Source organism: Serratia sp. TSO36 (assembly GCF_057808395.1).
Map to the genome: position 1 here is coordinate 89,123 of NZ_JBJZOU010000010.1, position 24,262 is coordinate 113,384.

Annotated in this window: 20 protein-coding genes; 17 read left to right on the top strand and 3 right to left on the bottom strand. The window is 64.2% G+C overall.

Annotated features, from left to right (window positions below):
• Window positions 1-28: 28 nt before the first annotated feature.
• Window positions 29-556: a cysteine hydrolase family protein gene (locus ACK3CV_RS07490; RefSeq protein ID WP_164140670.1), complete on the top strand. Its 528-nt coding sequence runs from the start codon at window positions 29-31 to the stop codon at window positions 554-556.
• Window positions 557-589: 33 nt separating this feature from the next.
• Here ACK3CV_RS07490 and ACK3CV_RS07495 read toward each other — a convergent pair whose 3' ends face one another.
• Window positions 590-1,465 carry an NAD(P)-dependent oxidoreductase gene (locus tag ACK3CV_RS07495; protein WP_164140820.1) on the bottom strand — a complete coding sequence of 292 codons (876 nt, stop codon included), beginning with the start codon at window positions 1,463-1,465 and terminating at the stop codon, window positions 590-592.
• A gap of 280 nt (window positions 1,466-1,745) precedes the next feature.
• Between ACK3CV_RS07495 and trpS the strand changes: the two genes are divergently transcribed.
• The 16 genes from trpS (at window position 1,746) to ACK3CV_RS07575 (ending at window position 22,404) form a co-directional block, all read left to right on the top strand.
• On the top strand, window positions 1,746-2,753 hold the full coding sequence (gene trpS / locus ACK3CV_RS07500) for a tryptophan--tRNA ligase (RefSeq protein WP_164140671.1): 1,008 nt from the start codon (window positions 1,746-1,748) through the stop codon (window positions 2,751-2,753).
• Window positions 2,754-2,870: 117 nt separating this feature from the next.
• The gene (phnC, locus tag ACK3CV_RS07505) at window positions 2,871-3,704 is read left to right on the top strand and encodes a phosphonate ABC transporter ATP-binding protein (RefSeq protein WP_060418331.1); all 834 of its coding nucleotides are present in this window, start codon (window positions 2,871-2,873) and stop codon (window positions 3,702-3,704) included.
• A 48-nt stretch (window positions 3,705-3,752) separates the two neighbouring features.
• On the top strand, window positions 3,753-4,685 hold the full coding sequence (gene phnD, locus ACK3CV_RS07510) for a phosphonate ABC transporter substrate-binding protein (RefSeq protein ID WP_025302014.1): 933 nt from the start codon (window positions 3,753-3,755) through the stop codon (window positions 4,683-4,685).
• 78 nt (window positions 4,686-4,763) lie between these two features.
• Entirely contained in the window at window positions 4,764-5,627 is an 864-nt protein-coding gene (gene phnE / locus ACK3CV_RS07515; protein ID WP_033637590.1) for a phosphonate ABC transporter, permease protein PhnE, read from the top strand.
• Entirely contained in the window at window positions 5,624-6,523 is a 900-nt protein-coding gene (gene phnE, locus ACK3CV_RS07520; RefSeq protein ID WP_164037375.1) for a phosphonate ABC transporter, permease protein PhnE, read from the top strand. The genes phnE (ACK3CV_RS07515) and phnE (ACK3CV_RS07520) overlap by 4 nt, the downstream gene beginning before the upstream one ends.
• A gap of 108 nt (window positions 6,524-6,631) precedes the next feature.
• The gene (locus ACK3CV_RS07525) at window positions 6,632-7,096 is read left to right on the top strand and encodes a YehS family protein (RefSeq protein ID WP_004939471.1); all 465 of its coding nucleotides are present in this window, start codon (window positions 6,632-6,634) and stop codon (window positions 7,094-7,096) included.
• Between the two features lie 177 nt (window positions 7,097-7,273).
• Window positions 7,274-9,841, top strand: coding sequence for a putative mucin/carbohydrate-binding domain-containing protein (locus tag ACK3CV_RS07530; RefSeq protein ID WP_489009822.1), 2,568 nt, complete (start codon window positions 7,274-7,276; stop codon window positions 9,839-9,841).
• A 223-nt stretch (window positions 9,842-10,064) separates the two neighbouring features.
• Window positions 10,065-11,894, top strand: coding sequence for an allophanate hydrolase (atzF, locus tag ACK3CV_RS07535; RefSeq protein ID WP_164140672.1), 1,830 nt, complete (start codon window positions 10,065-10,067; stop codon window positions 11,892-11,894).
• A 2-nt stretch (window positions 11,895-11,896) separates the two neighbouring features.
• Window positions 11,897-15,517, top strand: a complete 3,621-nt coding sequence (uca, locus tag ACK3CV_RS07540; protein ID WP_164140673.1) for an urea carboxylase — start codon at window positions 11,897-11,899, stop codon at window positions 15,515-15,517.
• 14 nt (window positions 15,518-15,531) lie between these two features.
• On the top strand, window positions 15,532-16,242 hold the full coding sequence (locus ACK3CV_RS07545) for a GntR family transcriptional regulator (protein WP_033637595.1): 711 nt from the start codon (window positions 15,532-15,534) through the stop codon (window positions 16,240-16,242).
• A 35-nt stretch (window positions 16,243-16,277) separates the two neighbouring features.
• A complete protein-coding gene (urtA, locus tag ACK3CV_RS07550; protein WP_164140674.1) occupies window positions 16,278-17,546 on the top strand; it encodes an urea ABC transporter substrate-binding protein in 1,269 nt (422 codons plus the stop codon).
• A 56-nt stretch (window positions 17,547-17,602) separates the two neighbouring features.
• The gene (urtB, locus tag ACK3CV_RS07555; protein ID WP_164140675.1) at window positions 17,603-19,183 is read left to right on the top strand and encodes an urea ABC transporter permease subunit UrtB; all 1,581 of its coding nucleotides are present in this window, start codon (window positions 17,603-17,605) and stop codon (window positions 19,181-19,183) included.
• A complete protein-coding gene (gene urtC / locus ACK3CV_RS07560; protein WP_033637598.1) occupies window positions 19,183-20,259 on the top strand; it encodes an urea ABC transporter permease subunit UrtC in 1,077 nt (358 codons plus the stop codon). Before urtB ends, urtC begins: the two co-directional genes overlap by 1 nt.
• Window positions 20,256-21,062 (top strand): urea ABC transporter ATP-binding protein UrtD, encoded by an 807-nt coding sequence (gene urtD, locus ACK3CV_RS07565; protein WP_015377102.1) that lies wholly within the window; start codon window positions 20,256-20,258, stop codon window positions 21,060-21,062. Before urtC ends, urtD begins: the two co-directional genes overlap by 4 nt.
• Window positions 21,063-21,074: 12 nt before the next feature.
• The gene (urtE, locus tag ACK3CV_RS07570) at window positions 21,075-21,773 is read left to right on the top strand and encodes an urea ABC transporter ATP-binding subunit UrtE (protein WP_060420005.1); all 699 of its coding nucleotides are present in this window, start codon (window positions 21,075-21,077) and stop codon (window positions 21,771-21,773) included.
• Between the two features lie 118 nt (window positions 21,774-21,891).
• Complete coding sequence (locus tag ACK3CV_RS07575; protein ID WP_049233831.1) at window positions 21,892-22,404, top strand: DUF2165 family protein; 513 nt, start codon at window positions 21,892-21,894, stop codon at window positions 22,402-22,404.
• Between the two features lie 22 nt (window positions 22,405-22,426).
• Here the strand turns inward: ACK3CV_RS07575 and ACK3CV_RS07580 are convergent, their stop codons facing one another.
• Both ACK3CV_RS07580 and ACK3CV_RS07585 read right to left on the bottom strand, forming a co-directional pair.
• Window positions 22,427-22,939, bottom strand: coding sequence for a GNAT family N-acetyltransferase (locus ACK3CV_RS07580; RefSeq protein WP_043146939.1), 513 nt, complete (start codon window positions 22,937-22,939; stop codon window positions 22,427-22,429).
• Between the two features lie 41 nt (window positions 22,940-22,980).
• The gene (locus tag ACK3CV_RS07585) at window positions 22,981-24,198 is read right to left on the bottom strand and encodes an FAD-dependent oxidoreductase (RefSeq protein WP_164140676.1); all 1,218 of its coding nucleotides are present in this window, start codon (window positions 24,196-24,198) and stop codon (window positions 22,981-22,983) included.
• Between the last annotated feature and the right edge of the window lie 64 nt (window positions 24,199-24,262).

The following is a 24,262-nucleotide window of genomic DNA, read 5'->3' on the forward strand; positions in this document are numbered from 1 at the left end:
GCTATTTATCTTCTCTTCGGGAGCCGCCATGACCAGCGCGCTGTTGATTATCGATGTGCAGGAAGGATTGTTTACGCCGCCGCCGGCGGATGCCGCGGGCACCGTTGCGCGCATCAATCAGCTGAGCGAGCGCGCCCGCTTGGCGGGCGTGCCGGTTGTCGTGATTCAGCGCCACACTCCGGACGATGAGCTGCGGCACGGCAGCGTCGCCTGGCAAGTGCTCGCGGCGCTGAAGGTGGCGCCGGGCGATCACCGGGTGGATAAAACCACGCCGGACTCGTTCCTGCGCACCTCGCTCGGCGCGTTGCTGATCGCCCACGGCGTATCGCAGCTGGTGGTTTGCGGCTACTCCACGCCGTTTTGCATCGACACCACGGTGCGCAGCGCGGCGGCGCACGGTTATCCGGTGACGCTGGCCGCGGATGCCCACACCTGCCACGACAAACCCTATGCCGACGGTTTGCTGATCCGCACCCACCATAACGAGACGCTGTCGAATATCGAAAGCTTCGGCGTGCCGATCCGCGCCGTGCCCGCGGCGGACATCGTGTTCTGAGAACAGAAAAACGGGGGCCTCGGCCCCCGTTCGTTATTTCAGGCCCGCCCGCCGCGCCGCCACCTTGGCCAGCGCGGCCCAGTCCAGATCCGCATCCCCCTGCGCCATCGCGTCGAGGAAGTTGTCTTTCAGCACCCCGGCGAACGGCATCGGCGTATGGCTGTCGGCGCCGGCGGCCAGCGCCAGCCCGACGTCCTTCAGCCCCAGCGCCAGCCGGAACCCGGCGGGGGAATACTTCTCGGCGGCGATCAGCGCGCCATAGCCCTGATAGGCCGGGGCGGCGAAGACGGTGCTACTCAGCATCTGCAGGTAGTCGGCGCCGGACACGCCGTAGTTGCGCACCAGCGCGCTGCCTTCCGCCATCGCTTCAATGGCGCTGGCCAGCGTAAAGTTGGTGGCGATTTTGACCACGTTGGCCTGCGCCGGATCGGCGCCGAAGTGCCAGGTTTTCTGGCCGAGGGCATCGAACAGCGGCTGCGCTTGCTTCAGCCGCTCGCTATCGCCGGCCGCCAGAATATTCAGCTTGCCGGCGGCGGCCACGTCGACCCGCCCCAGCACCGGCGCGGCGAGATAGCCGATGCCGTGTTCCGCATGCAGCGCCGTCAAACGCTTGGCGAGTTCGACCGAGATGGTCGCCATATTGATATGCAGCGCGCCCGGTTTCATCCGTTGCAGCAACCCGCTGTCGACTACCACCTGTTGCGTGGCGGCATCGTCGGCCAGCATGGTGAGCAGCACGTCGGCATCGGCCAGCTGTTCCGGCCGTTCTGCCTGCTGCGCGCCGGCGCTCACCAGCGGCTGCGCCGCCTGTGGCGAGCGGTTCCATACCGTTAAGGCGAAGCCCGCCTGCAACAGGTTGGCCGCCATGGCGCTGCCCATCCCACCCAGTCCGGCAAATCCGATCTTCATCATGCGCTCCTTTTTCAGGTTGAAGGTTTTACCCTAGCGCGCCAGGCCAGGAACGCAAATGCCGGAGTGTAACGCCGTCTTACGCGCTATTGACGCGTTGCCGCTGCGGGTATACCTTGATGCCATGAATATATCGATGCACTCCACCCACAATCAGTCATGGTGGCGCCTCTTCTGAGGCGGCACGAGTATTCACATCTCTTATTAATGCCGCCGGTTTGGCGGCATTATTTTTTTGTGGCGTTGATCCGGCGGTCTACAGACCTTCAGGAGCACTGTCATGAGCTACACCATTCTTACCGGCGATCGCGCCACCGGCCCACTGCATTTAGGCCACTTCGTCGGCTCGCTGCGCCAGCGCGTCGAACTGCAGCACCAGCATAACCAAACGGTGATGGTGGCGGATCTGCAGGGGCTGACCGACAACGGCAACAACCCGCAAAAAATCAGCGCCAACGTGCTCAACGTGGTGGCCGACTATCTGGCGGTCGGCATCGATCCACACAAGACCACGATCTGCCTGCAGTCGGCGCTGCCGGCGTTGGCCGAGTTGACGATGTACTACCTTAATCTGGTCAGCGTGGCGCGGCTGGAGCGCAACCCGACGGTGAAAAACGAAATCGCCGAGAAGGATTTCGCCCGCAGCCTGCCTGCTGGTTTTCTGATCTATCCGGTCAGCCAGGCGGCGGACATCACCGCCTTCGGCGCCACCCACGTGCCGGTCGGTGAGGATCAGCTGCCGATGCTGGAGCAAACCAACGAGATCGTGCGGCGTTTCAACCACATCGTCGGCCAACCGATATTAACGGAGTGCCAGCCGCTGTTGAGCAACGTCGGGCGTCTGCCGGGGCTGGACGGGCAGGGCAAAATGTCAAAATCGCGCGGCAACGCCATTCAGCTTGGCGCCGGCGCCGACGAGGTGCACAAGGCGGTGATGAGCATGTTCACCGATCCCGGCCATCTCAACGTCAGCGATCCCGGCCGGGTGGAGGGCAACATGGTGTTCACCTATCTGGACGCCTTCTGCGAAGACGCCGCGCTGGTGGCGGAGCTGAAGGCGCACTACCGGCGCGGCGGGTTGGGGGACGTGAAAATCAAACGGCTGCTGGAGGATTGCCTGCAGAGCCTGCTCGAACCGATCCGCACCCGCCGCGCCGAATTCATCGCCGATAAAGGCGAGCTGACGCGCATCCTGCAGCACGGCACCCGCCGCGCGCATCAGGTCAGCCAGCAGACGCTGCGGCAGGTCAAGGCGGCGCTGGGGCTGGACTTCTTTAGCCTGGCGTGAGGCGAACGCCGGGGCGGCACGCGTCACGCCCCGGCCATAAAACCATCATCCCACTGTCATAAACTTATCCGTTAATAGGTGCCCATAATGATTAGCCACTGAAACCAGAGAAATCATATGGCTCAGGCACTGTTAAAATTGGCGCAGCACGACTTTCCAGGGCAGCACGCCGCCGCATCCCGCAAAGTGTTATCGGTAAAGGGACTCGGCAAGGCCTACAAAGCGCAGCAGCGCGTGCTGGATGACATCAATTTCGATCTGCACGCCGGCGAATTCGTGGCGGTGATCGGCCGCTCCGGCGCGGGCAAGTCCACGCTGCTGCACACCCTGAACGGCACCATTCCTTCCAGCTGCGGCGAGATGCTGCACTTCGAAGACGATGGCGCGGCGCAGGATATCGCCCAGCTGGCCGGCCGCCAGATGCGCCAATGGCGCGCGCGCTGCGGCATGATCTTCCAGGATTTCTGCCTGGTGCCGCGGCTGGACGTGATGACCAACGTGCTGCTGGGGCGCCTGAGCCACACCTCCACCCTGAAATCCTTCTTCAAACTGTTCGATGACACCGACCGCGCTCGCGCCATCGAGCTGTTGCAGTGGCTCAACATGCTGCCGCACGCGCTGCAGCGCGCCGAGAACCTCTCCGGCGGCCAGATGCAGCGCGTCGCCATCTGCCGCGCGCTGATGCAAAACCCGCAAATCCTGCTGGCCGATGAGCCGGTGGCGTCGCTCGATCCGAAAAACACCCGCCGCATCATGGACGCGCTGCAGAAAATCAGCGAAGACGGCATCGCGGTGATGGTGAACCTGCACTCGGTCGAACTGGTGAAAGAGTATTGCTCGCGGGTGATCGGCATCGCCCACGGGAAGATCGTGTTTGACGGGCATCCTTCGCAACTGAACGAACGGATCCTGCACCAGCTGTATGGCGAAGAAGCCAATCAGATCCATTGAAGCACTTTTGACCTTTACCCTTTACCCTTTACACACAAGGCACACCTGATGAAAAAAGTATTGAGTCTGACCACCCTGATGGCCGGCGCGATGATGGTATTTAATGCTGCCGCAGCGGATGCGCCGAAAGAGCTGAACCTGGGCATTCTCGGCGGCCAGAACGCCACCCAGCAGATCGGCGATAACCAGTGCGTGAAGCAGTTCCTGGATAAAGAGCTAAACGTCGATACTAAGCTGCGCAATTCGTCCGACTATTCCGGCGTGATCCAGGGTCTGCTGGGCGGCAAGATTGACCTGGTGCTGAGCATGTCGCCGTCGTCGTTCGCCTCGGTCTACATCAAGGATCCGAAAGCGGTGGACATCGTCGGCATCGCGGTCGATGACGTCGACCAGTCGCGCGGCTACCACTCGGTGGTGGTGGTGAAGGCCGGCAGCCCCTACCAGAAACTGGAAGATCTGAAGGGCAAGGCCATCGGCTTCGCCGATCCGGATTCCACCTCGGGCTTCCTGATCCCGAATCAGGCGTTTAAAAAGCTGTTCGGCGGCACGGTCGACAACAAATACAACAACACCTTCTCCAGCGTCACCTTCTCCGGCGGCCACGAGCAGGACATCCTCGGCGTGCTGAACGGCCAGTTCGAAGGCGCGGTGACCTGGGCGTCGATGATCGGCGACTACAACACCGGCTACACCAGCGGCGCGTTCACCCGCATGATCCGCATGGATCATCCAGACCTGATGAAGCAGATCCGCATCATCTGGCAGTCGCCGCTGATCCCGAACGGCCCGATCCTGGTGAGCAACTCGCTGCCGGCCGACTTCAAGGCCAAAGTGGTCACCGCCATCAAGAAGCTGGATAAAGACGATCACCAGTGCTTTATCAAAGCGATGGGCGGCAAGCAGCACATCGGCGACACCACCCTGGCGGAATACCAGACCATCATCGATATGAAGCGTGAGCTGACTAAAGGCGACCGTTAATTCCTGGCTGCCTCGGCCGTCCGAATGAAGGGGTTCAGCGTGCTGAGCCCCTTGTTCCATAAAGATGGAAGACCTCTTTTGAATACCGATTTCGCACACTATTACCAACGGATCCGCAGCAAGCAAAAGCGTGAAGCGCTGCTGTGGTCGCTCGGGCTGGTGGCGCTGTACTTGGGCGCCGGCAACCTCGCCGAGTTCAACCTGCACACCGTCTGGGTGTCTATTCCGCACTTCTTCGACTACCTCGCCGAAACCATTCCGACGCTGCATTGGCCTCTGCTGTTCGCCGATGGGCGTACCGAGGGCTCGCTGGCCTACTGGGGTTACCGCCTGAATATCCAGCTGCCGCTGATCTGGGAGACCCTGCAGCTGGCGCTGGCGGCGACCATTTTCTCGGTGCTGGTGGCGACCGTGCTGGCATTTCTGGCGGCCGGCAATACCTATACCCCGGCCTCGGTGCGGCTGGCGATCCGTACGCTGGTGGCGTTCTTGCGCACCATGCCGGAGCTGGCGTGGGCGGTGATGTTCGTGATGGCGTTCGGCATCGGCGCCATTCCCGGCTTCCTGGCGCTGGCGCTGCACACCATCGGCAGCCTGACCAAGCTGTTCTACGAATCGATAGAAACCGCCTCCAACAAACCGGTGCGCGGGCTGGCGGCCTGCGGCGCCACGCCGCTGCAGCGCATGCGCTTCGGCCTGTGGCCGCAGGTGAAGCCGGTGTTTCTCTCCTACAGCTTCATGCGGCTGGAGATCAACTTCCGTCAGTCGACCATTTTGGGGCTGGTGGGGGCGGGCGGCATCGGCCAGGAGCTGATGACCAACATTAAACTCGATCGCTACGATCAGGTCAGCATGACGCTGCTGCTGATCATCGTGGTGGTTTCCGTGCTCGACTATGTGTCGGGCGAGCTGCGCAAGCGCGTGGTGGAGGGGGCAAAATGATAGCGGGCACTCCGGCGTCGGCGAAAACGCTGCGCCAGTTGAAACAACAGCATCCGGCGATCTTCGCGCAGCAGGGGCGCTACCTGCGCACCGTTGGCCTGATCGCGCTGGCGATCGTGCTGTACTACGTGTTCTTCTTCCTGGTGTTCGGCATTACCTGGCCGCAGTTTATCAACGGCTGTCAGCAGCTGGGGCGCTATTTCCTGCGCATGTTCGTCTGGCACGACTTCGTCAACTGGCCGTTCATGTACTACTTCCAGCAGATCGGCATCACCATCGCCATCGTGTTCGCCGGCACCATTACCGCGTCGCTGATCGCGCTGCCGCTGTCGTTCTTCGCCGCACGCAACGTGATGTCGACGCCGCTGCTGCGGCCGATCTCCGTGCTGGTGCGCCGCTTGCTGGACGTGCTGCGCGGTATCGACATGGCGATCTGGGGGCTTATCTTCGTGCGCGCCGTCGGCATGGGGCCGCTGGCCGGGGTGTTGGCGATCGTGATGCAGGACGTCGGGCTGCTGGGCAAACTGTACGCCGAAGGGCACGAGGCGGTGGACAAGTCCCCCAGCCGTGGTCTGACGGCGGTAGGCGCCAACGGGTTGCAGAAGCACCGCTACGGCATCTTCACCCAATCGTTCCCCACCTTCCTGGCGCTCAGCCTGTACCAGATCGAGTCCAACACCCGCTCTGCGGCGGTGCTGGGCTTCGTCGGCGCCGGCGGCATCGGCCTGGTATACGCGGAGAACATGCGGCTGTGGAACTGGGACGTGGTGATGTTCATCACCCTGATCCTGGTGGTGGTGGTGATGATCATGGATAAGGTCTCGTCGATGTTGCGCAACAAGTACATCATCGGCGAAGACATCCCGCTGTATCAGCAAAAAAGCCAAATCGATTGAGAAACCCCTTGCCGATCCCTATACTGCCGCACATTCAAGGTGTGTGGCAGTCATTTCGTTTCGCAATGTGCGCACGTCCCCGTTAGACAAATAAGGCAATGCAATCCCATGATGAACAACGACGTGCTGCGCAGCGTGCGCTATATGCTGAGCATTAACAATGCCAAAATGGTCGAGATTATTAAACTGGACGATTTCGAGGTGGCGGTGTCGGCGATGGACGCTTACGTGATCAAAGAAGGCGAGCCGGGCTACGAGAAGTGCCCGGACGAAGTGATGGCGCACTTCCTCAACGGCCTGGTGTTCTTCAAGCGCGGCAAGGACGACAAGTTCCCTGCGCCGGCGGTTGAGCTGCCGATCACCAATAACCTGGTGCTGAAAAAGCTGCGCGTGGCGTTTGAGCTGAAAGACACCGATATGCACCAGATCTTCACCGCGGTGGACTTCCGTATCTCCAAGCCGGAGCTGAGCGCGCTGTTCCGCAAAGAAGGCACCAAGAACTACCGCCCGTGCGGCGATCAGATGCTGCGCTACTTCCTCAAAGGGCTGGCGCAGCGCGTTCGCGGCGAGTAACGCGCAGCGTTCACCGAGCCTCAGGCGCAATCGCAAGGTTGCGCCTTTTTTATTGCCGCTCTCCCGCCCGCCGTTGTTGTACTGGCCCTCAGCCATCCGCCATCGATGGTGGACGGGCCGCCCCTCCGGTTACTTTCTCATGGTCAATTCAATCCCCCCAACCATGAGGAAAGCAGGATGCCAACCATCACGAAAACCCAATCACTTTACACGTTGACCCGGCCGGTCTGGCTGGATGCGGCAGGCATGAGCAAGGGTATCGACCACGATCGTCAGCACCTGGGCATCATTCTCGCCGCCGGGCAGGTGCTGCGAGTGCGGCAGACCAACGCGGCGTTTACCGGCAAGCTCACGCTGCGCTTGCTGAATGACGACAGCAAAACGGAGGCTGAATTCAGCGTCGGCGCGAGCTGGGTCGAGGCCCAGGTCAATGCCGTCTCGGTGCCGTTCATCGATACGCCGTACGGGCAGGGCGAACCGGCGCTGGAGTTCGAGTATCCGGACACGGCGAAAGCGCTGCCGGTTTATCGCCGTGGCGAAAACGAAGCCGTATTTTTCGCCCGCTGGGACGATCGGGACGCCGAGTTTGCCCTGGTCGATGCGGAATACGCGGTGTTGCTGGTGCCGAAAATCAGTAAACCGGCGCTGAAGTCGCTGGGCGAAGCGAAAAACATCGACGGGCTGATCGCCTACTATGACCGCATTTTCACCTTCTACAATGCGCTGACCGGCGTCTCGTTCGAGGCTGAACACGAATCCGATCGTAATATTCGCAACCGCTACTTTATGAAGGCCGATAAACACGGCGCCGGCGCCGCGTATTACGGCGGCCGCTGGACGGCGGAAACCAGCAACTCGGTCAGCAGCTTCTGGCTGACGCCGAAAGACAGCAACTGGGGCAGCCTGCATGAGATCGCGCACGGCTATCAGGGGCACTTTATGGGCGACAAATATTTCTCCACCGGTGAGATGTGGAACAATATTTACGCCGCTTGCTATCAGGACGTGATGCTGGGAGAGCGCAAATACCAGGAAGGGTGGCTGTATAACTACGGCAACGCGGCCGGCGTCGAGAAGAAAATCGTCGATCTGATCGCTCAGGGCACGCCGCTCAACCAGTGGGATCTGCGCTCCAAGCTGTTCTTCGCGATGCTGATGGTCGACAAGGCAGGCAAGAACGCCTTCACGCACTTTAACCAGCAGTATCGCCAAAGCTGCAATACGCCGGGCTTCGTGCCGTCCGAGCATGCCTTGCTGGACCTGCTGTCGGCAAGCTTCGCCGCGGCCGGCGAGCAAATCGACGTGACGCCGTTCGTCGAGTTGACCGGCGGCGTGATCACCCAAGCGCAGCGCGACCGCAACGCGTTCAGCCACGCCAAGGCGGTGTATCCGCTGTATCAACTGGTGGATGCGCAGAGTTTGCCGGCGGTGCAGGCACAGCTGAAGCTGGATTCCTCCCTGCGCCTGGTCGATTCCTGTCAGCTCAAGGCGAGCGGCCTGAAAGGCGATGTCGCCCTGAGTCTGGATATCGATGACTTTGCGCAGCTCTACGGTGAGGATCTGGTGCTGATGGAAGGGGCGCGCTATGCCTACAAGGTTCGTATCGACGCGCCGACCCTGGCCCTGAATGCGTTGCCGATCGGCGTGTACACCCTGCGGTTGCCGACCGGCAAGGATCGCAAATATCGGCCGACGGCGGGTTACCTGACGGTGAAGCAGGGGAAAAACGCGGTAACGCTTCGCTTCGAACGCAAAGCCGCTTCGCCGATCGTTTCACAGGAGATCGCTCTGTTGGGCCTGAGCGATGCGGTCTTCGCCACCGTGGTCGCCGATCGCGCCAAGGGCGCAGTGGTGGTTGACGTGACCAGTACCACGCCGCATTCCTACTTCCCCGGTGAAACCTATGCCCGGGTGACGCTGCGCGATCGGCAGGGCGCGGTGCGCTTCACTAAGGAGATTCAGGGCACTCAGGCTACGTTGAGTCACGACGAACTGCCGTTTGCCGAGGGCGATGACATCGAGATTTACCATGTGGAGCCGAGCCGGGTGCGTTTGAATCCGGCTGCGGCCGGCGTCATCGACAACAAAAACAAAACCAACGTGCTGCGTATCGAAACCAGCGGGCTGAAAAACCCGGCGTTGCCCGGCGATCCCGAGCAGGCGCTGCTGACGCGCCTGGAACAGGCGGCACAGCGTTTGCGACGCCTGCTGCCGGCCTACTACGCGCCGTCGTCGTCGTTCAAGGACGATATTTATCTGGCGATCGGCGCCTTCGCCGAGCCGCAGCGCGAGTCGCTGTTGGCGACCTATCGGGATTGCCTGCCGGCCGACAATACGCCGCCGGGCGCTAACGTCGGCAATGCGTTTACCGTGGTTTGCAAAGGGATCGGCGATCGCCAGTTTCTGACCGGCGCCGTCGATCTGGTGAAGAAAACCGTGACCGTGACGCTGGCGGCGGGGATTGCCCACCACTACTTTGCCGACAGCTACGCCTTCCTCAGCGTGACGGATGCGGACGGCAACACCTTGCTCAGCTACGACGTCATCGGCAGCCAAAATCAGCCGGCTAAAACCTGGGTGCTGCCGCTGTCGGGCTACGGCGGTGAGGTGATCCACCTGCGGCATGAAGAGCCGGACAACCGTCTGGCGATCGTCAACGAGATGCAGCACGTGCGGTTGGCGGAGAAGGGCAAGCAACAGACCTACTGCATTACCTCGATCGGTTTGAAACGTATCAACGACTGATCCACATCCCCCTCCCGGGGCGGCGAGCGTCGTCGCCCCGGTTTTCCTCTGCATCATCCCCTTATTGCACTCTTTTTGTTCTCCCGCTGCGCGCCGCTGGTGCAGCCCATTCGCCGCCGTCGTCATAAGTTTTAATTATAATTTATTGAAATCATGAGATTAAAAATTGGCACGCCGGTTGCTCTGTTGAATTCCATCTTGTGTACCAGATGGAATTCAGCCGATGAGCGACCCTGTTGAAACGTGCGGTTTTACCCTCAGTGAATGGCAGCACCATTATCAAACCCGTCCGGCGGGCGAGCGCCTCGCCTGCGTCAGCGCCACGATTGAAGCGCTGGTCGCCGATTTGGATTCAGACGACAACGCCTGGCTGTATCTCGCCACCCCGGCGCAGCGCGAGCGGCAGTATCGGCAACTGGCACAGAGGCTCGAAGCAGTCGCCGGCGATCTCAGCCGCCTGCCGCTGTTCGGCGTGCCCTTCGCCATCAAAGACAATATCGACGTCGGCGGCTGGCCGACCAGCGCCGCCTGCCCGGCGTTCACCTATCAGGCCGCGGCGGACGCCACCGTGGTCGCCAACCTGCGCGCCGCCGGGGCGATCGCCATCGGTAAAACCAACCTCGACCAGTTCGCTACCGGGTTGGTGGGCACCCGCTCACCCTATGGCGCAGTGGTCAACAGCTTCGACAGCCGCTACGTCAGCGGCGGCTCCAGCTCCGGCTCCGCCTCGGTGGTGGCGCGCGGCCTGGTGCCGTTCGCGCTGGGCACTGACACCGCCGGTTCGGGGCGCGTGCCCGCCGGGTTCAACAACATCGTCGGGCTGAAGCCGACCAAGGGCCGATTGTCCAACCGCGGCGTGGTGCCGGCCTGCCGGTTGAACGATACGGTGTCGGTCTTCGCGCTGACGGTGGCCGATGCCGCGCAGGTGGCGGAACTGGCGAGCGGCTTTGACGAAGCAGATCCGTATTCCCGCCCCGATCCGCATACCGCGCCGGCGGATATCCCCGCCGCGCCGCGTTTTGCCGTTCCCGCCCAGCTGGAGTTTTTCGGTGACGTGCAGGCCGAGCGGGCGTTTCACCGCGCGCTGGCGCAGCTGCAGGCGGGCGGCGCCACGTTGGAACCCCTCGATTTCGCGCCGTTTCGTACCCTGGCGGAGCAGCTGTATTACGGCCCCTGGGTGGCGGAGCGCACCGTGGCGATTGAGCAGGTGCTGGAAGCGAGCCCGCAGGCTATCGACCCGGTGGTGCGCGGCATCGTCGGCAACGGCCTGGGCTACAGCGCCTGCGACGCCTACAAGGCGGAATACCTGCGCGCCGAGCTGGCGCGGCAGATCGCCCAGCGGCTGGCGCCATTCGACGCGCTGGTGGTGCCGACCGCGCCCACTATTCGCACCCTGGCGGAGATGGCGCAGGAGCCGGTGCTGTTCAATTCGCAGTTCGGCACTTACACCAATTTCACCAACCTGGCCGATCTGAGCGCACTGGCGCTGCCGGGGCCGCTGCGCGAAGACGGCCTGCCGGCGGGCATCACCCTGATTGCGCCCGCCTGGCATGACCGGGCGTTGGCGGCGTTTGGCGTGCGCTGGCAACGGCAAAGCGCCTTACCGCTCGGGGCAACCGGCCGGGCATTGCCGCCGCAACCCGCGCCGGCGCCGTCTTCGGGACACGTGCGTTTGGCGGTAGTGGGCGCTCACCTCAGCGGTATGCCGCTCAACGTCCAGCTGACGCAGCGCGACGCGGTGCGGGTGGAGCAAACCGTCACCGCCCCCTGTTACCGCCTCTACGCGCTGGCCGATACCGAGCCGCCGAAGCCGGGGCTGGCGCGTGTGGCGCAGGGAGCGGCGATCCGTCTTGAGCTGTGGGACATCCCGCTGGCCCGTTTCGGCGAGTTTGTGGCGGAAATTCCGGCGCCCTTGGGTATCGGCACGCTGCTGCTGGCGGACGGCCGGCGGGTGAAGGGGTTTATCTGCGAAGCCTGGGCGCTGGAAGGCGCCACGGATATTACCGAGTTTGGCGGCTGGCGCGACTATCTCGCCGGCGTTAAGGGGGCATGAACATGTTTACTACCGTACTGATCGCTAACCGCGGAGAGATCGCCTGCCGCGCCATTCGCACTCTGAAACGCCTGGGCGTCACCAGCGTAGCGGTCTATTCCGACGCCGACCGCAATGCGCCGCACGTCACCGAAGCCGACAGGGCGGTGGCGCTCGGCGGCGACAAGGCCGCCGACAGCTACCTGAGCATCGACAAGATCCTTGCGGCGGCGGCAGCCACCGGCGCGCAGGCGATCTACCCCGGCTACGGCTTTTTGTCCGAGAGCGCCGAGTTTGCCGACGCCTGCGAGACGGCGGGAATCGCCTTTATCGGCCCGACGGCGGCGCAGATGCGCGAGTTCGGCCTCAAGCACCGGGCGCGCGAGCTGGCGGCGTTGGCCGGGGTGCCGATGACGCCGGGCACCGGCTTGCTGGAGAGCGTGGAGCAGGCGGTTGCCGCCGCCGCGCGCATCGGCTACCCGGTGATGCTGAAAAGCACCGCCGGCGGCGGCGGCATCGGCCTGACGCGCTGTGACGACGAGGCGGCGCTGCGCGAGGCATACGACAGCGTCAAACGGCTGGGAGAGCAGTTCTTCCGCGACGCCGGCGCCTTTATCGAACGCTTCGTCGATCGGGCGCGCCACGTCGAGGTGCAGATTTTCGGCGACGGCCAGGGGCGGGTGGCGGCGCTCGGCGAGCGCGACTGCTCGCTGCAGCGCCGCAACCAAAAAGTGGTGGAGGAAACCCCGGCGCCACACCTGCCGGCGGCGACCCGCCAGGCGCTGCAGCGGGCGGCGGTGGCGCTGGGCGAGTCGGTAAATTACCGCAGCGCCGGCACCGTGGAATTTATTTACGACGCCGCGCGCGACGAGTTTTACTTCCTCGAAGTGAACACCCGCTTACAGGTCGAACACCCGGTCACCGAGATGGTCACCGGCCTGGATCTGATCGAATGCATGCTGCAGGTGGCGGCGGGCGATGCGCTGGATTGGGCGGCGTTGCAACGCACGCCGCAGGGCGCGGCGATCGAAGTGCGCCTCTATGCCGAAGATCCGCTGAAAAACTTCCAGCCCAGCCCCGGCGTGCTGACCGAGGTGCATTTCCCCGCCGACGTGCGCCTCGACGGTTGGGTGGCGACCGGCAGCGAAGTCTCGGCGTTTTACGACCCGATGATCGCCAAGCTGATCGTACACGGCGCTGACCGCGCGCAGGCGCTGGAAAAACTGCGCGTGGCGCTGGCGGCGACCCGTTTGCACGGCATCGCCACCAACCTCGATTACCTGCGGCAGGTGATCGCCACGCCGCAATTTCAGCGCGGCGACGTTTGGACGCGCCTGCTGGACGATTTGCATTACCAGCCGCACTGCCTCGAAGTGCTGCAACCCGGCACCTACAGCAGCGTGCAGGACTATCCCGGCCGCCTCGGCTATTGGGACATCGGCGTGCCGCCGTCCGGCCCGATGGACGACTTCGCGTTCCGGCTGGCCAACCGCATCGTCGGCAACCACCCGGCGGCGGCCGGGCTGGAGTTCACCCTGCAGGGGCCGACGCTGCGCTTTCACTGCGACGCCACCATCGCGCTGACGGGTGCCAGCTGCCCGGCCGATCTGGACGGCGAAGCGGTCGCCTACTGGCGGCCGATCGCGGTGCGGGCCGGGCAGGTGCTGACGCTGGGGCGCGCCACGCACGGTTGCCGCACCTATCTGGCGGTACGCAACGGCTTCGACGTGCCGGTGTATCTCGGCAGCCGTTCCACCTTCGCGCTCGGCCAGTTCGGCGGCCACGCCGGGCGCACCTTGCGCGTGGCGGACATGCTGGCGATCGCTCAACCGGAATTGGCCGCCAGCACCACGCCGGCGCCGATCGCCGCGCCGCAGGTGATGGACGACAGCCTGATCCCGCACTACGGCGACCAGTGGCACATCGGCGTGCTGTACGGGCCGCACGGCGCGCCGGACTTTTTCACCGCCGAATCGATAGACGCCTTCTTCGCCACCGACTGGCAGGTGCATTACAACTCCAATCGCCTCGGCGTGCGCCTGTCGGGGCCGAAGCCCGAGTGGGCGAGAGAGGACGGCGGCGAAGCCGGTTTGCATCCTTCTAACGTGCACGACTGCGAGTACGCCATCGGCGCGATCAATTTCACCGGCGACTTCCCGGTGATCCTGACCCGCGACGGGCCGAGCCTCGGTGGCTTCGTCTGCCCGGTGACCATCGCCAAGGCCGAGCTGTGGAAAGTGGGGCAGGTGAAGCCGGGCGACCGCATCCGGTTCCATCCGATCGGTTTTCGCCAGGCGCAGTCGCTGGAACAGGCGCAGCTCGGCAGCATCGAAGCGCTGGCGGCGGTGAAGGCCATCACCCTGCCGCCGCCGGATCTGGCCCCGGCGGATACCGTTTCCGCCGCGGTGCTGGCGGCGCTGCCGGCGGCGGAAGGGCGCCCGGCGGTGGCGTATCGCCAGGCGGGAGACGGCTACATCCTGATGGAGTACGGCGACAACGTGCTCGATCTGGCGCTGCGGCTGCGCATTCATCTGCTGATGCAGTCGCTGCGGCAGGAGGCGATACCGGGCGTGGCGGAGCTGGCGCCGGGCGTGCGTTCGCTGCAGATCCGCTACGACAGCCGGCTGATAAGCCAGGCCGATCTGCTGCAGCGCCTGCTGGCGCGCGAACGGGCGCTGGGGGACGTCAGCCGCCTGAAGGTACCGACGCGCACCGTCTGGCTGCCGATGGCGTTCGAGGATTCGGCCACGCTGGGGGCGGTCGATCGCTATCAGCAGACGGTGCGCGCTTCGGCACCCTGGCTGCCGAACAACGTCGATTTCATTCAGCGCATCAACGGCCTGAGCCGGCGCGAGCAGGTGCGCGACATCCTGTTCGACGCCAGCTACCTGATCCTCGGTCTGGGAGACGTTTACCTCGGCGCGCCCTGCGCGGTGCCGCTCGATCCGCGCCATCGCCTGCTGAGCTCCAAATACAACCCGGCGCGCACCCACACCGCCGAAGGAACGGTCGGCATCGGCGGCATGTACATGTGCATCTACGGCATGGACTCGCCGGGCGGTTACCAACTGGTGGGGCGCACGCTGCCGATCTGGAACAAATTCCTCAAAAACCCGCAGTTCACCGCCGGTGAGCCCTGGCTGCTGCGCTTCTTCGATCAGGTGCGCTTCTACCCGGTCAGCGAGCAAGAACTGGACGAGCAGCGCGAAGCGTTCCGCGAAGGGCGCATGCAGGTGCGCATCGAAGAGAGCGAATTCGACTTCGCCGCCTACACCGATTTCCTGGCCGACAACGCCGGGGCGATCGCCGACTTCCAGCATCGCCAGCAGCAGGCGTTCAACGCCGAAGTGGCGCGCTGGCGCAGCGATGACGACGAGGCCGAGGCGCAGCTGTTGCCGCCGGTTGAAGAAGACGCGATCGACGGCGATCTGGTCAGCGCCGATCTGAACGGCAGCGTGTGGAAGATCCTGGTGGAGCCGGGGCAGGCGGTGGCGGCCGGGCAGCCGCTGATCGTGGTCGAGGCGATGAAGATGGAATTGGCGGTCACCGCGCCGCGCGCCGGGATCGTCAAACGCATCAGCTGCCGGCAGGGGCGGCCGGTCGGGCCGGGCGACGCCCTGCTGTGGCTGGAAAAAGCGATCTGAACGGAGGGGCGAAGATGCAAATCACCAACGGAGAGCACAAGGCGCGGCCGGAGGGGCTGGCGGAGCGCATTTATCTGCAGCTCAAGGCCGACATCTTCGAGTTTCGCCTGCTGCCGGGCGATCGCTTCAGCGAAAGTGACGTGGCGCAGCGCATGGCGGCCAGCCGCACGCCGGTGCGTCAGGCGCTGTTTCGACTCGAGCGCGAAGGCTATGTCGAGGTGCTGTTTCGCAGCGGCTGGCAGGTGCGGCCGTTCGATTTTGCCTACTTCGAAGAGCTGTACGACCTGCGCATCGTGCTGGAACAAGAGGCGGTGAAACGGCTGTGCGAATGGCCGGCCGGGGAAACGCCGGCCGCGCTGGCGGCGCTGAACCGTTTTTGGACCGAAGCGCCGCGTCTGGCGGACGGCCAGGCGGTGTCGCAGCACGACGAGCAGTTTCATCAGGCGTTGGTGGCCGCGGCGGGCAACGGCGAGATGGCGCGCATTCACCGCGAGCTGACCGAAAAGATCCGCATCATTCGCCGGCTGGATTTCACCCAGCAGGCGCGGGTGGACGCCACCTACCGCGAACACGCCGCCATTTTGCAGGCGATCCTGCAGCGGCAAAGTGGGGCGGCGCAAGCGCTGCTCGGCGAGCATATTGCCGTCAGCAAGGCAGAGGTACGAAAAATAACGCTGCACATGTTGCACCAGGCGCGGGCCCAGCAGCCGGCGCGCTCGGCGTAACGATTTTGATTTCACACACATCAGGAGTTTGAACTATGCAACGTCGTCGTTTTATCAAAGCTTTTGCGCTGTCCGCCGCCGCTGTCGGCCTGGGCCTGGCCTGGAGCGCGCAGGCCGCCGACACCATCAAGGTCGGCATTCTGAGTTCGCTTTCCGGCACCATGGCGATTTCCGAGACGCCGCTGAAGGATGTGGCGCTGATGACCATCGACGAGATCAACGCTAAAGGCGGGGTGCTCGGCAAAAAGCTGGAGCCGGTGGTGGTGGATCCGGCCTCCAACTGGCCGCTGTTCGCCGAAAAGGCGCGCCAGCTGCTGAGCCAGGACAAGGTGGCGGCGGTGTTCGGCTGCTGGACTTCGGTGTCGCGCAAGTCGGTGCTGCCGGTGTTTGAGGAGCTGAACGGGCTGCTGTTCTACCCGGTGCAATACGAGGGCGAAGAGATGTCACCGAACGTGTTCTATACCGGCGCGGCGCCGAACCAGCAGGCGATCCCGGCGGTGGAATACCTGCTGAGCGAGGACGGCGGCGGCGCCAAGCGCTTCTTCCTGCTGGGCACCGATTACGTCTATCCGCGCACCACCAACAAGATCCTGCGCGCCTTCCTGCACAGCAAAGGCGTACAGGACAAGGATATCGAAGAGGTCTACACGCCGTTCGGCTACAGCGATTACCAGACCATCGTCGCCAACATCAAAAAATTCGCCGCCGGCGGCAACACGGCGGTGATCTCCACCATCAACGGCGACTCCAACGTGCCGTTCTACAAAGAGCTGGCCAACCAGGGCGTCAAGGCCACCGACGTGCCGGTGATCGCCTTCTCGGTCGGCGAGGAAGAGCTGCGCGGCATCGACACCAAGCCGCTGGTGGGCAACCTGGCGGCCTGGAACTACTTCGAATCGCTGGATAACCCGACCAACAAGCAGTTTGTCAGCCAGTGGAAAGCCTACGCCAAGGCGCACAACCTGCCGAATTACGCCACCGCGGTGACCAACGATCCGATGGAGGCCACCTACGTCGGCCTCCACATGTGGGCGCAGGCGGTGGAAAAGGCCGGCACCACCGACGTCGATAAGGTGCGCGCGGCGATGGCCGGGCAAACCTTCGCCGCGCCGTCGGGCTTCACGCTGACCATGGACCAGACCAATCACCACCTGCACAAGCCGGTGATGATCGGCGAGATCGAGGGCAACGGCCAGTTCAACGTGGTGTGGCAGACCGAGGCACCGGTGCGCGCGCAGCCGTGGAGCCCGTATATCGCCGGCAACGACAAAAAACCGGATTACCCGGTGAAAGGCAGCAAGTAACGTCACTCAGCGCCGGCGCGGCCCAGCGCCCGCCGGCCCAACAGAAGAGGCAGCTGATGCAATCTCCGTTTTTATCCTCTCTGCGCGTCGGGCTGTGGCTGCTGTGCGCCTGGCCCCTGCTGGCGCAGGCCGGGCCGGCCGATGAGTTCGCGGCGGCCAACCGTGCGCAGCAGGCCAAGTTGCTGCAGGCCTGGGCGGCCGAGCCGGACGCCGCGCGCCTGCCGCTGCTGCAGGGGCTGCAGCAGGAAACCGTGGCGATCGACGGGGCGAAGCGCGTCTTTATCCGCCAGGGCGATCGCTATCTGCCGCTCGAGGGCGAGGCGGCCCCGGTTGGCGAACCGAAGAAGGTGTGGCTGAACAACCGGCTGCGCATTCTGATCGCCAATGCGCTGTCGGCGCAGCGGCTGGTCAGCGCGGACGCGGCGGTGCGGCTGCAGGCGGCGACCGCGCTGCAGCGCGAAGCGCAGGGCGAGCAGTTGCCGCTGTTGACTCGGCGGCTGGCGCAGGAGAAAGACCCGCAGGTACGCGACGCGCTGAGCATTGCGCTGGCGAACCTGCAATTGACCGACGCCAGTCCGCAGGTGCGCTTCAATGCGGTGCGGCTGCTGGGGGAATCGGGCGAGCCGGAAACCCGCGCGCGGCTGCAGGCGTTGACCGACGCCGCTCACGAGCCGGACGCCGCGGTGCGTGCCGAGGCGCAACGCAGCCTGCAGCGGGTGCAGCATCGCCTGATGATCGGCGATCTGCTCGGCCAGGCGTTCAGCGGCCTGTCGCTCGGCTCGATCCTGCTGCTGGCGGCGCTCGGGCTGGCGATCACCTACGGCCTGCTCGGCGTCATCAATATGGCGCACGGCGAAATGCTGATGCTCGGCGCCTATTCCGCTTACCTGGTGCAGGGGCTGTTTCAGCAGTTTGCGCCGCAGTGGCTGGCGCTCTACCCGCTGGCGGCGCTGCCGGTGGCGTTCGCCATCACCGCCGGGATCGGCATGCTGCTGGAGCGCACGGTGATCCGCCACCTGTACGGCCGGCCGCTGGAAACCCTGCTGGCCACCTGGGGCATCAGCCTGGTGCTGATCCAACTGGTGCGGGTGCTGTTCGGCGCGCAGAACGTCGAGGTCGCCAACCCGGCGTGGCTGTCGGGCGGCGTGCAGCTGCTGCCGAACCTGGTGCTGCCGTGGAACCGCATCGCGGTGATCGCGTTCGTGCTGTTGGTGCTGGCGCTGACCTGGCTGCTGCTGAACAAGACCCGGCTCGGCATGAACGTGCGCGCGGTGACGCAAAACCGCGCGATGGCGGCCTGCTGCGGCGTGCCCACCGGTCGGGTGGACATGCTGGCCTTCGGGCTGGGATCCGGCATCGCCGGGCTCGGCGGGGTGGCGCTGTCGCAGTTGGGCAACGTCGGGCCGGAGCTGGGGCAAGGTTACATCATCGATTCGTTCCTGGTGGTGGTGCTCGGCGGCGTCGGCCAGCTGGCGGGGACGGTGGCGGCGGCTTTCGGCCTCGGCATCGTCAACAAGATCCTCGAGCCGCAGATCGGCGCCGTGTTGGGCAAGATCCTGATCCTGGTGCTGATCGTTCTGTTTATTCAAAAGCGCCCGCAGGGGCTGTTCGCCCTCAAGGGCAGGGTGATTGACTGATGAGCCAACCATTGACCGTAACCGGCGTGCAGAAAGCGCCCCGGCTGGCGTTGAGCATCGGCGCGCTGGCGTTGCTGGTGCTGCTGGTGATGCCGTTCTTGACGCTGTTGCCGGCGGATCATCCGCTGGCGGTGTCCACCTATACCCTGACGCTGGCGGGCAAGATCCTGTGCTACGCGGTGGTGGCGGTGGCGCTCGATCTGGTGTGGGGCTATGCCGGGCTGCTGTCGCTCGGCCACGGGCTGTTCTTCGCGCTCGGCGGCTACGCCATGGGCATGTACCTGATGCGGCAGGCGGCGGGCGACGGGCTGCCGGCGTTTATGGCGTTCCTCTCCTGGAATGAGCTGCCGTGGTTCTGGAGCGGCACCCAGCATTTCGCCTGGGCGCTGTGCCTGATCGTGCTGGTGCCGGGCCTGCTGGCCTTCCTGTTCGGCTACTTCGCCTTCCGCTCGAAAATCAAAGGGGTGTATTTCTCGATCATGACCCAGGCGCTGACCTATGCCGGCATGCTGCTGTTCTTTCGCAACGAGACCGGCTTCGGCGGCAATAACGGCTTTACCGGTTTCACCACGCTGCTCGGCTTTCCCATCACCGCCGCCGGCACGCGGGTGGCGCTGTTCCTGGCGACGGTGCTGCTGCTGGCCGCCAGCCTGGCCATCGGCTTTGCGCTGGCGCGCAGCAAGTTCGGCCGGGTGCTGACCGCGGTGCGCGATGCGGAAAACCGGCTGACCTTCTGCGGCTACGATCCGAAGGGCTTCAAGCTGTTCGTCTGGACGCTGTCGGCGGTGCTGTGCGGGCTGGCCGGCGCGCTCTATGTGCCGCAGGTCGGCATCATCAACCCCGGCGAAATGTCGCCGACCAACTCGATCGAGGCCGCCATCTGGGTGGCGCTCGGCGGGCGCGGCACGCTGGTGGGGCCGCTGCTCGGCGCCGGCATCGTGAACGGCGCCAAGAGCTGGTTCACCATGGCCATTCCCGAATACTGGCAGTTCTTCCTCGGCCTGATGTTTATCGTCGTCACGCTGTTTCTGCCCAAAGGGGTGATCGGCCTGCTGCGCCGGAGGAAAACCTCATGAAAGCGATGCAAGTGACCGACGAGCTGTTTACCCACCCGCTGCCGGCGGATAAATACCGGCAGCAAACCGATCCGGTGCTGCAGCTCGACAACGTCAACGTCAGCTTCGACGGTTTTCGCGCGCTGACCGATCTGTCGCTGCGCATTGGCGTCGGCGAACTGCGCTGCGTGATCGGCCCCAACGGCGCTGGCAAGACCACGCTGATGGATGTGATCACCGGCAAGACCCGGCCGGACAGCGGCAGGGTGTTTTACGATCAGACCGTCGATCTAACCCGGCTGGCGCCGATGCAGATCGCCCACGCCGGCATCGGCCGCAAGTTTCAAAAACCGACGGTGTTCGAGGCGCTGACGGTGTTCGAAAATCTGGAGATCGCGCAGAAAACCCGCAAGTCGGTGTGGGCCTGCCTGCGCGCCCGCCTGAGCAGCGAACAGCGCGACCGCATCGACGAGATGCTGAAGACCCTGCGGCTGGGGCATGAACGCCACCGGCCCGCCGGGCTGTTGTCCCATGGGCAGAAACAGTTTCTCGAGATCGGCATGCTGCTGGTGCAGGAGCCGCACCTGCTGCTGCTCGACGAGCCGGCGGCCGGCATGACTGACGCCGAAACCGACTACACCGCCGAACTGTTCCGCGAGCTGGCGGGCAAGCATTCGCTGATGGTGGTGGAGCACGATATGGGGTTTGTGGAAACCATCGCCGATCGCGTGACGGTGCTGCACCAGGGGCAGGTGCTGGCGGAAGGATCGCTGGCGCAGGTGCAGGCCGACGAACGGGTGATTGAGGTATATCTGGGGCGCTGAGGAGGCGTAATCATGCTGCAGGTAGAAGAATTGAATCAGTATTACGGCGGCAGCCACATTCTGCGCGGCCTGTCGTTCGAGGCGCGCATTGGCGAGGTGACCTGCCTGCTGGGGCGCAACGGCGTGGGCAAGACCACGCTGCTGAAATGCCTGATGGGATTGGTCCCGGCGCGCAGCGGCAGCGTGCGTTGGCAGGGCGAAACCATCACCGGTAAAAAACCGCATCAGCGGGTGCGGGCGGGCATCGCCTATGTGCCGCAGGGGCGGGAGATTTTCCCGCGCCTGACGGTCGAGGAAAATTTGCTGATGGGGCTGGCGCGCTTTTCCGGCGCCGCCGCGCGCACGGTGCCGGATCCGATCTATGAACTGTTTCCGGTGCTGCGGCAAATGAAGGATCGGCGCGGCGGCGATCTCTCCGGCGGGCAGCAGCAGCAGCTGGCGATCGGCCGGGCGCTGGCCTGCCGGCCGCAGCTGCTGATCCTCGACGAGCCGACGGAAGGGATCCAGCCTTCGGTGATCAAGGAGATCGGCGCGGTGATCAAACAGCTGGCGACGCGCGGCGATATGGCGATCCTGCTGGTGGAACAGTTCTATGACTTTGCCGCCGACCTGGCGGACAGCTATCTGGTGATGTCGCGCGGCAGCATCGTGCAGCGCGGCGCCGGCAGCAATATGGAACAGGACGGTGTACGCGGGCTGGTGGCGATTTGAACGAGGCAAAGGGAGCCGCATATCTGAAAGTCGTGCAGCTGTTTCTCCTTGCGGATGTTATGGATTAATCTAAAAGGCGTTTTTTATTAATCCCTTGCCATGGATAGCTAACATCATCATGAACGAAATCACTGTGTCACGCCTCGGCTGCATCGTCCTGTCCCTGTTTCCGGCCCTGTGGGGGCTGTTCAGCCTGTTGAACAATACGGCGGATTTCGCCGGCACCGCGCGCAATGCGGTGGGCCCGCTGCTCGCCATGCAGGATACCTATCAGACGCCGGGGTTGATGTGGCGCGCGATCGGCGCCGACTGGGCCTGTATGTTGGGGTTGGCTGTCATCACCACGCTGGAAACGCTGGCCGGCCTATTCGCGGCCGCAGGCGTGGTGCTGATGATCGGGCGATTTAAAGGCCCTTACGCCGCCTTCGCCAAGGGCAAAATCTGGGCGATGCTGGGGGCGCTTTGCGCGATCGCGGTGTGGGGCGTCGGCTTTATGGTGGTCGCCGGCGACTGGTTTATGGCCTGGCAGGCCAAGCAGGATCCGCTGGCGGTGCAGCTGGGGGCGCTGATCTACCTGGCGCCCAATGCGTTTGCTTTGCTGTTCCTGATGCTGCAGCGGGAGCCGCGCTAAACGAAGGCGGAGCGGGGCGCGGTTACAGCGCCTTGCTCATATACCAGATGCCTATCGAGCCCTGGGCGCTGGTGTAGCAGGTCTCGCCACAAATGCTCAATCCCTGGCGCTGATAAAAGCGTTGGGCGCCGGTGTTGCGTTGCAGTACCTCCAGCCACAGCGTCTTCTGCCGGCGCTCGATGGCCCGCTGCTGCACCTGTTCGAACAGCCGCTGGCCATAGCCGTTGCCGGCATGGCCCGGCAGGAAATAGATTTTCTGCAGCTCTGCGCCGCGGGTTTGCGTTGGCGCCAGCAAGCTGTCGACGTTGAGCCGCGCATAGCCGACCAGGGCGTCATCCTCATAGGCCAACAGCCAGCACACGTCGGGATCGCGCAGCGTCCGTTCCAGCGCGGAGACGGCAAAATCCTCGGCCAGAAAGGCCTCCAGCTCGTGCGGGTAGCGCCACAGCTCACCGAAGTGCGCGCGATAGGTGCGGATGCCGATATCGCGCACCTGAGTTAAATCTTCCAGCAATGCCTGACGGACGGTGAACATGAATGAACCTCATCGAAGCGGGAACCGATGAGTATAGCGGGTTAACTTTCAAGATGCCGCGGCGTTTCGCGGCGAAAACCCAGGCCGATGATGCGGCCGAACAGGCGCGGCAGCCAGCGGCTGTTGCCGACGCGGGCGATCAGGCGCGAACCGCCCGCCGCGCGGCGTTCGCCCGGCTTGCGCTGGCTCATTTTGATCTGCAAAAACTGGATGGCCCGGGTGGGCAATTCGCGCCGGCGCTGCACGCTCAGCAGATGCTTCAGCTGCAGCCGATGCTGGCGCAGCGGCGGGATCAGGGCGTTGGCGGCGGCCACCGCGTCCTGAATCGCCAGGTTGACGCCCACGCCGCCGATCGGCGACATGGCGTGCGCGGCGTCGCCGATGCACAGCACCCCCGGTTTGGCCCAGCGATCCAGACGATCGATGCGGATGCTCAGCAGCTTCACCTGATCCCACTCGACGATCTCCTGCAGGCGATCGTCCTGGAATGGCGCCACCTCGGCGAGGTGCAGCAAAAATTTCTCCAGGCCGCTGCGGCGGATCGCGTCGAAACTGCCTTTATCGATCGAGTAGCCGCACTGCCAGTAGTCGCCGCGATCGATCATGATGAAGTTCTGCTTCGGCCCGGTATGGCCCATCGACCAGGCCGGATCGCCCGGCTGCTTGCTGAGCTTCATCCACAATACGTCGCGCGGGGCGCCGAAGGAGCGGCTGCTGAGCGCCGCCTGCTCGCGCACCACCGAGTTGCGGCCGTCGGTACCGATCACCAGCTGGCTGCGTACGCGGATCGGGCCTTCCGGCGTGTCGGCCAGCACGCCGCATACCTGGCCGCGGTCGTAGAGCAGCTTATGAACCTGCGTCGAGGTGAGCAGCCTGAAATGGGGGAACGCGGCGGCCTGCTGCGCCAAAAAGTTGAGGAACTCCCACTGCGGCATAAAGGCGATAAATTTGCAGCGCGTCGGCAGGCGAGTGAAATCCGCCAGCTTAATGTCGCGCCCGGCGACTTCGGCGTGCAGGGATTCGGCGCGCTGGTGTGGCAGCGCCAGCAGTTCGTCGAGCAGGCCCAACTGGTGCATGACTTCCAACGTCGACGGGTGAATGGTGTCACCGCGAAAATCGCGCAGGAAGTCGGCGTGCTTCTCCAGCACCGTCACGTCGATCCCCGCCCGTGCCAGCAGATAGCCGAGCATCAGCCCGGCGGGGCCGCCTCCCACGATGCAGCAGGTGGTGGCGTACGGTGTGATCGGTGATGACGGCATGGCGGTTGACCCCGGAGAGCGGCCCGCATCCCGCGAGCCGCAAGTGAATGTTCAGTGTTGATAA

Excerpts from the sequence above, each read along its gene's own strand:
- ACK3CV_RS07490 (WP_164140670.1), top strand. The coding sequence starts at position 29 with ATGACCAGCGCGCTGTTGATTATCGATGTGCAGGAAGGATTGTTTACG.
- ACK3CV_RS07495 (WP_164140820.1), bottom strand. The coding sequence starts at position 1,465 with ATGAAGATCGGATTTGCCGGACTGGGTGGGATGGGCAGCGCCATGGCG.
- trpS (WP_164140671.1), top strand. The coding sequence starts at position 1,746 with ATGAGCTACACCATTCTTACCGGCGATCGCGCCACCGGCCCACTGCAT.
- phnC (WP_060418331.1), top strand. The coding sequence starts at position 2,871 with ATGGCTCAGGCACTGTTAAAATTGGCGCAGCACGACTTTCCAGGGCAG.
- phnD (WP_025302014.1), top strand. The coding sequence starts at position 3,753 with ATGAAAAAAGTATTGAGTCTGACCACCCTGATGGCCGGCGCGATGATG.
- phnE (WP_164037375.1), top strand. The coding sequence starts at position 5,624 with ATGATAGCGGGCACTCCGGCGTCGGCGAAAACGCTGCGCCAGTTGAAA.
- ACK3CV_RS07525 (WP_004939471.1), top strand. The coding sequence starts at position 6,632 with ATGATGAACAACGACGTGCTGCGCAGCGTGCGCTATATGCTGAGCATT.
- ACK3CV_RS07530 (WP_489009822.1), top strand. The coding sequence starts at position 7,274 with ATGCCAACCATCACGAAAACCCAATCACTTTACACGTTGACCCGGCCG.
- atzF (WP_164140672.1), top strand. The coding sequence starts at position 10,065 with ATGAGCGACCCTGTTGAAACGTGCGGTTTTACCCTCAGTGAATGGCAG.
- uca (WP_164140673.1), top strand. The coding sequence starts at position 11,897 with ATGTTTACTACCGTACTGATCGCTAACCGCGGAGAGATCGCCTGCCGC.
- ACK3CV_RS07545 (WP_033637595.1), top strand. The coding sequence starts at position 15,532 with ATGCAAATCACCAACGGAGAGCACAAGGCGCGGCCGGAGGGGCTGGCG.
- urtA (WP_164140674.1), top strand. The coding sequence starts at position 16,278 with ATGCAACGTCGTCGTTTTATCAAAGCTTTTGCGCTGTCCGCCGCCGCT.
- urtB (WP_164140675.1), top strand. The coding sequence starts at position 17,603 with ATGCAATCTCCGTTTTTATCCTCTCTGCGCGTCGGGCTGTGGCTGCTG.
- urtC (WP_033637598.1), top strand. The coding sequence starts at position 19,183 with ATGAGCCAACCATTGACCGTAACCGGCGTGCAGAAAGCGCCCCGGCTG.
- urtD (WP_015377102.1), top strand. The coding sequence starts at position 20,256 with ATGAAAGCGATGCAAGTGACCGACGAGCTGTTTACCCACCCGCTGCCG.
- urtE (WP_060420005.1), top strand. The coding sequence starts at position 21,075 with ATGCTGCAGGTAGAAGAATTGAATCAGTATTACGGCGGCAGCCACATT.
- ACK3CV_RS07575 (WP_049233831.1), top strand. The coding sequence starts at position 21,892 with ATGAACGAAATCACTGTGTCACGCCTCGGCTGCATCGTCCTGTCCCTG.
- ACK3CV_RS07580 (WP_043146939.1), bottom strand. The coding sequence starts at position 22,939 with ATGTTCACCGTCCGTCAGGCATTGCTGGAAGATTTAACTCAGGTGCGC.
- ACK3CV_RS07585 (WP_164140676.1), bottom strand. The coding sequence starts at position 24,198 with ATGCCGTCATCACCGATCACACCGTACGCCACCACCTGCTGCATCGTG.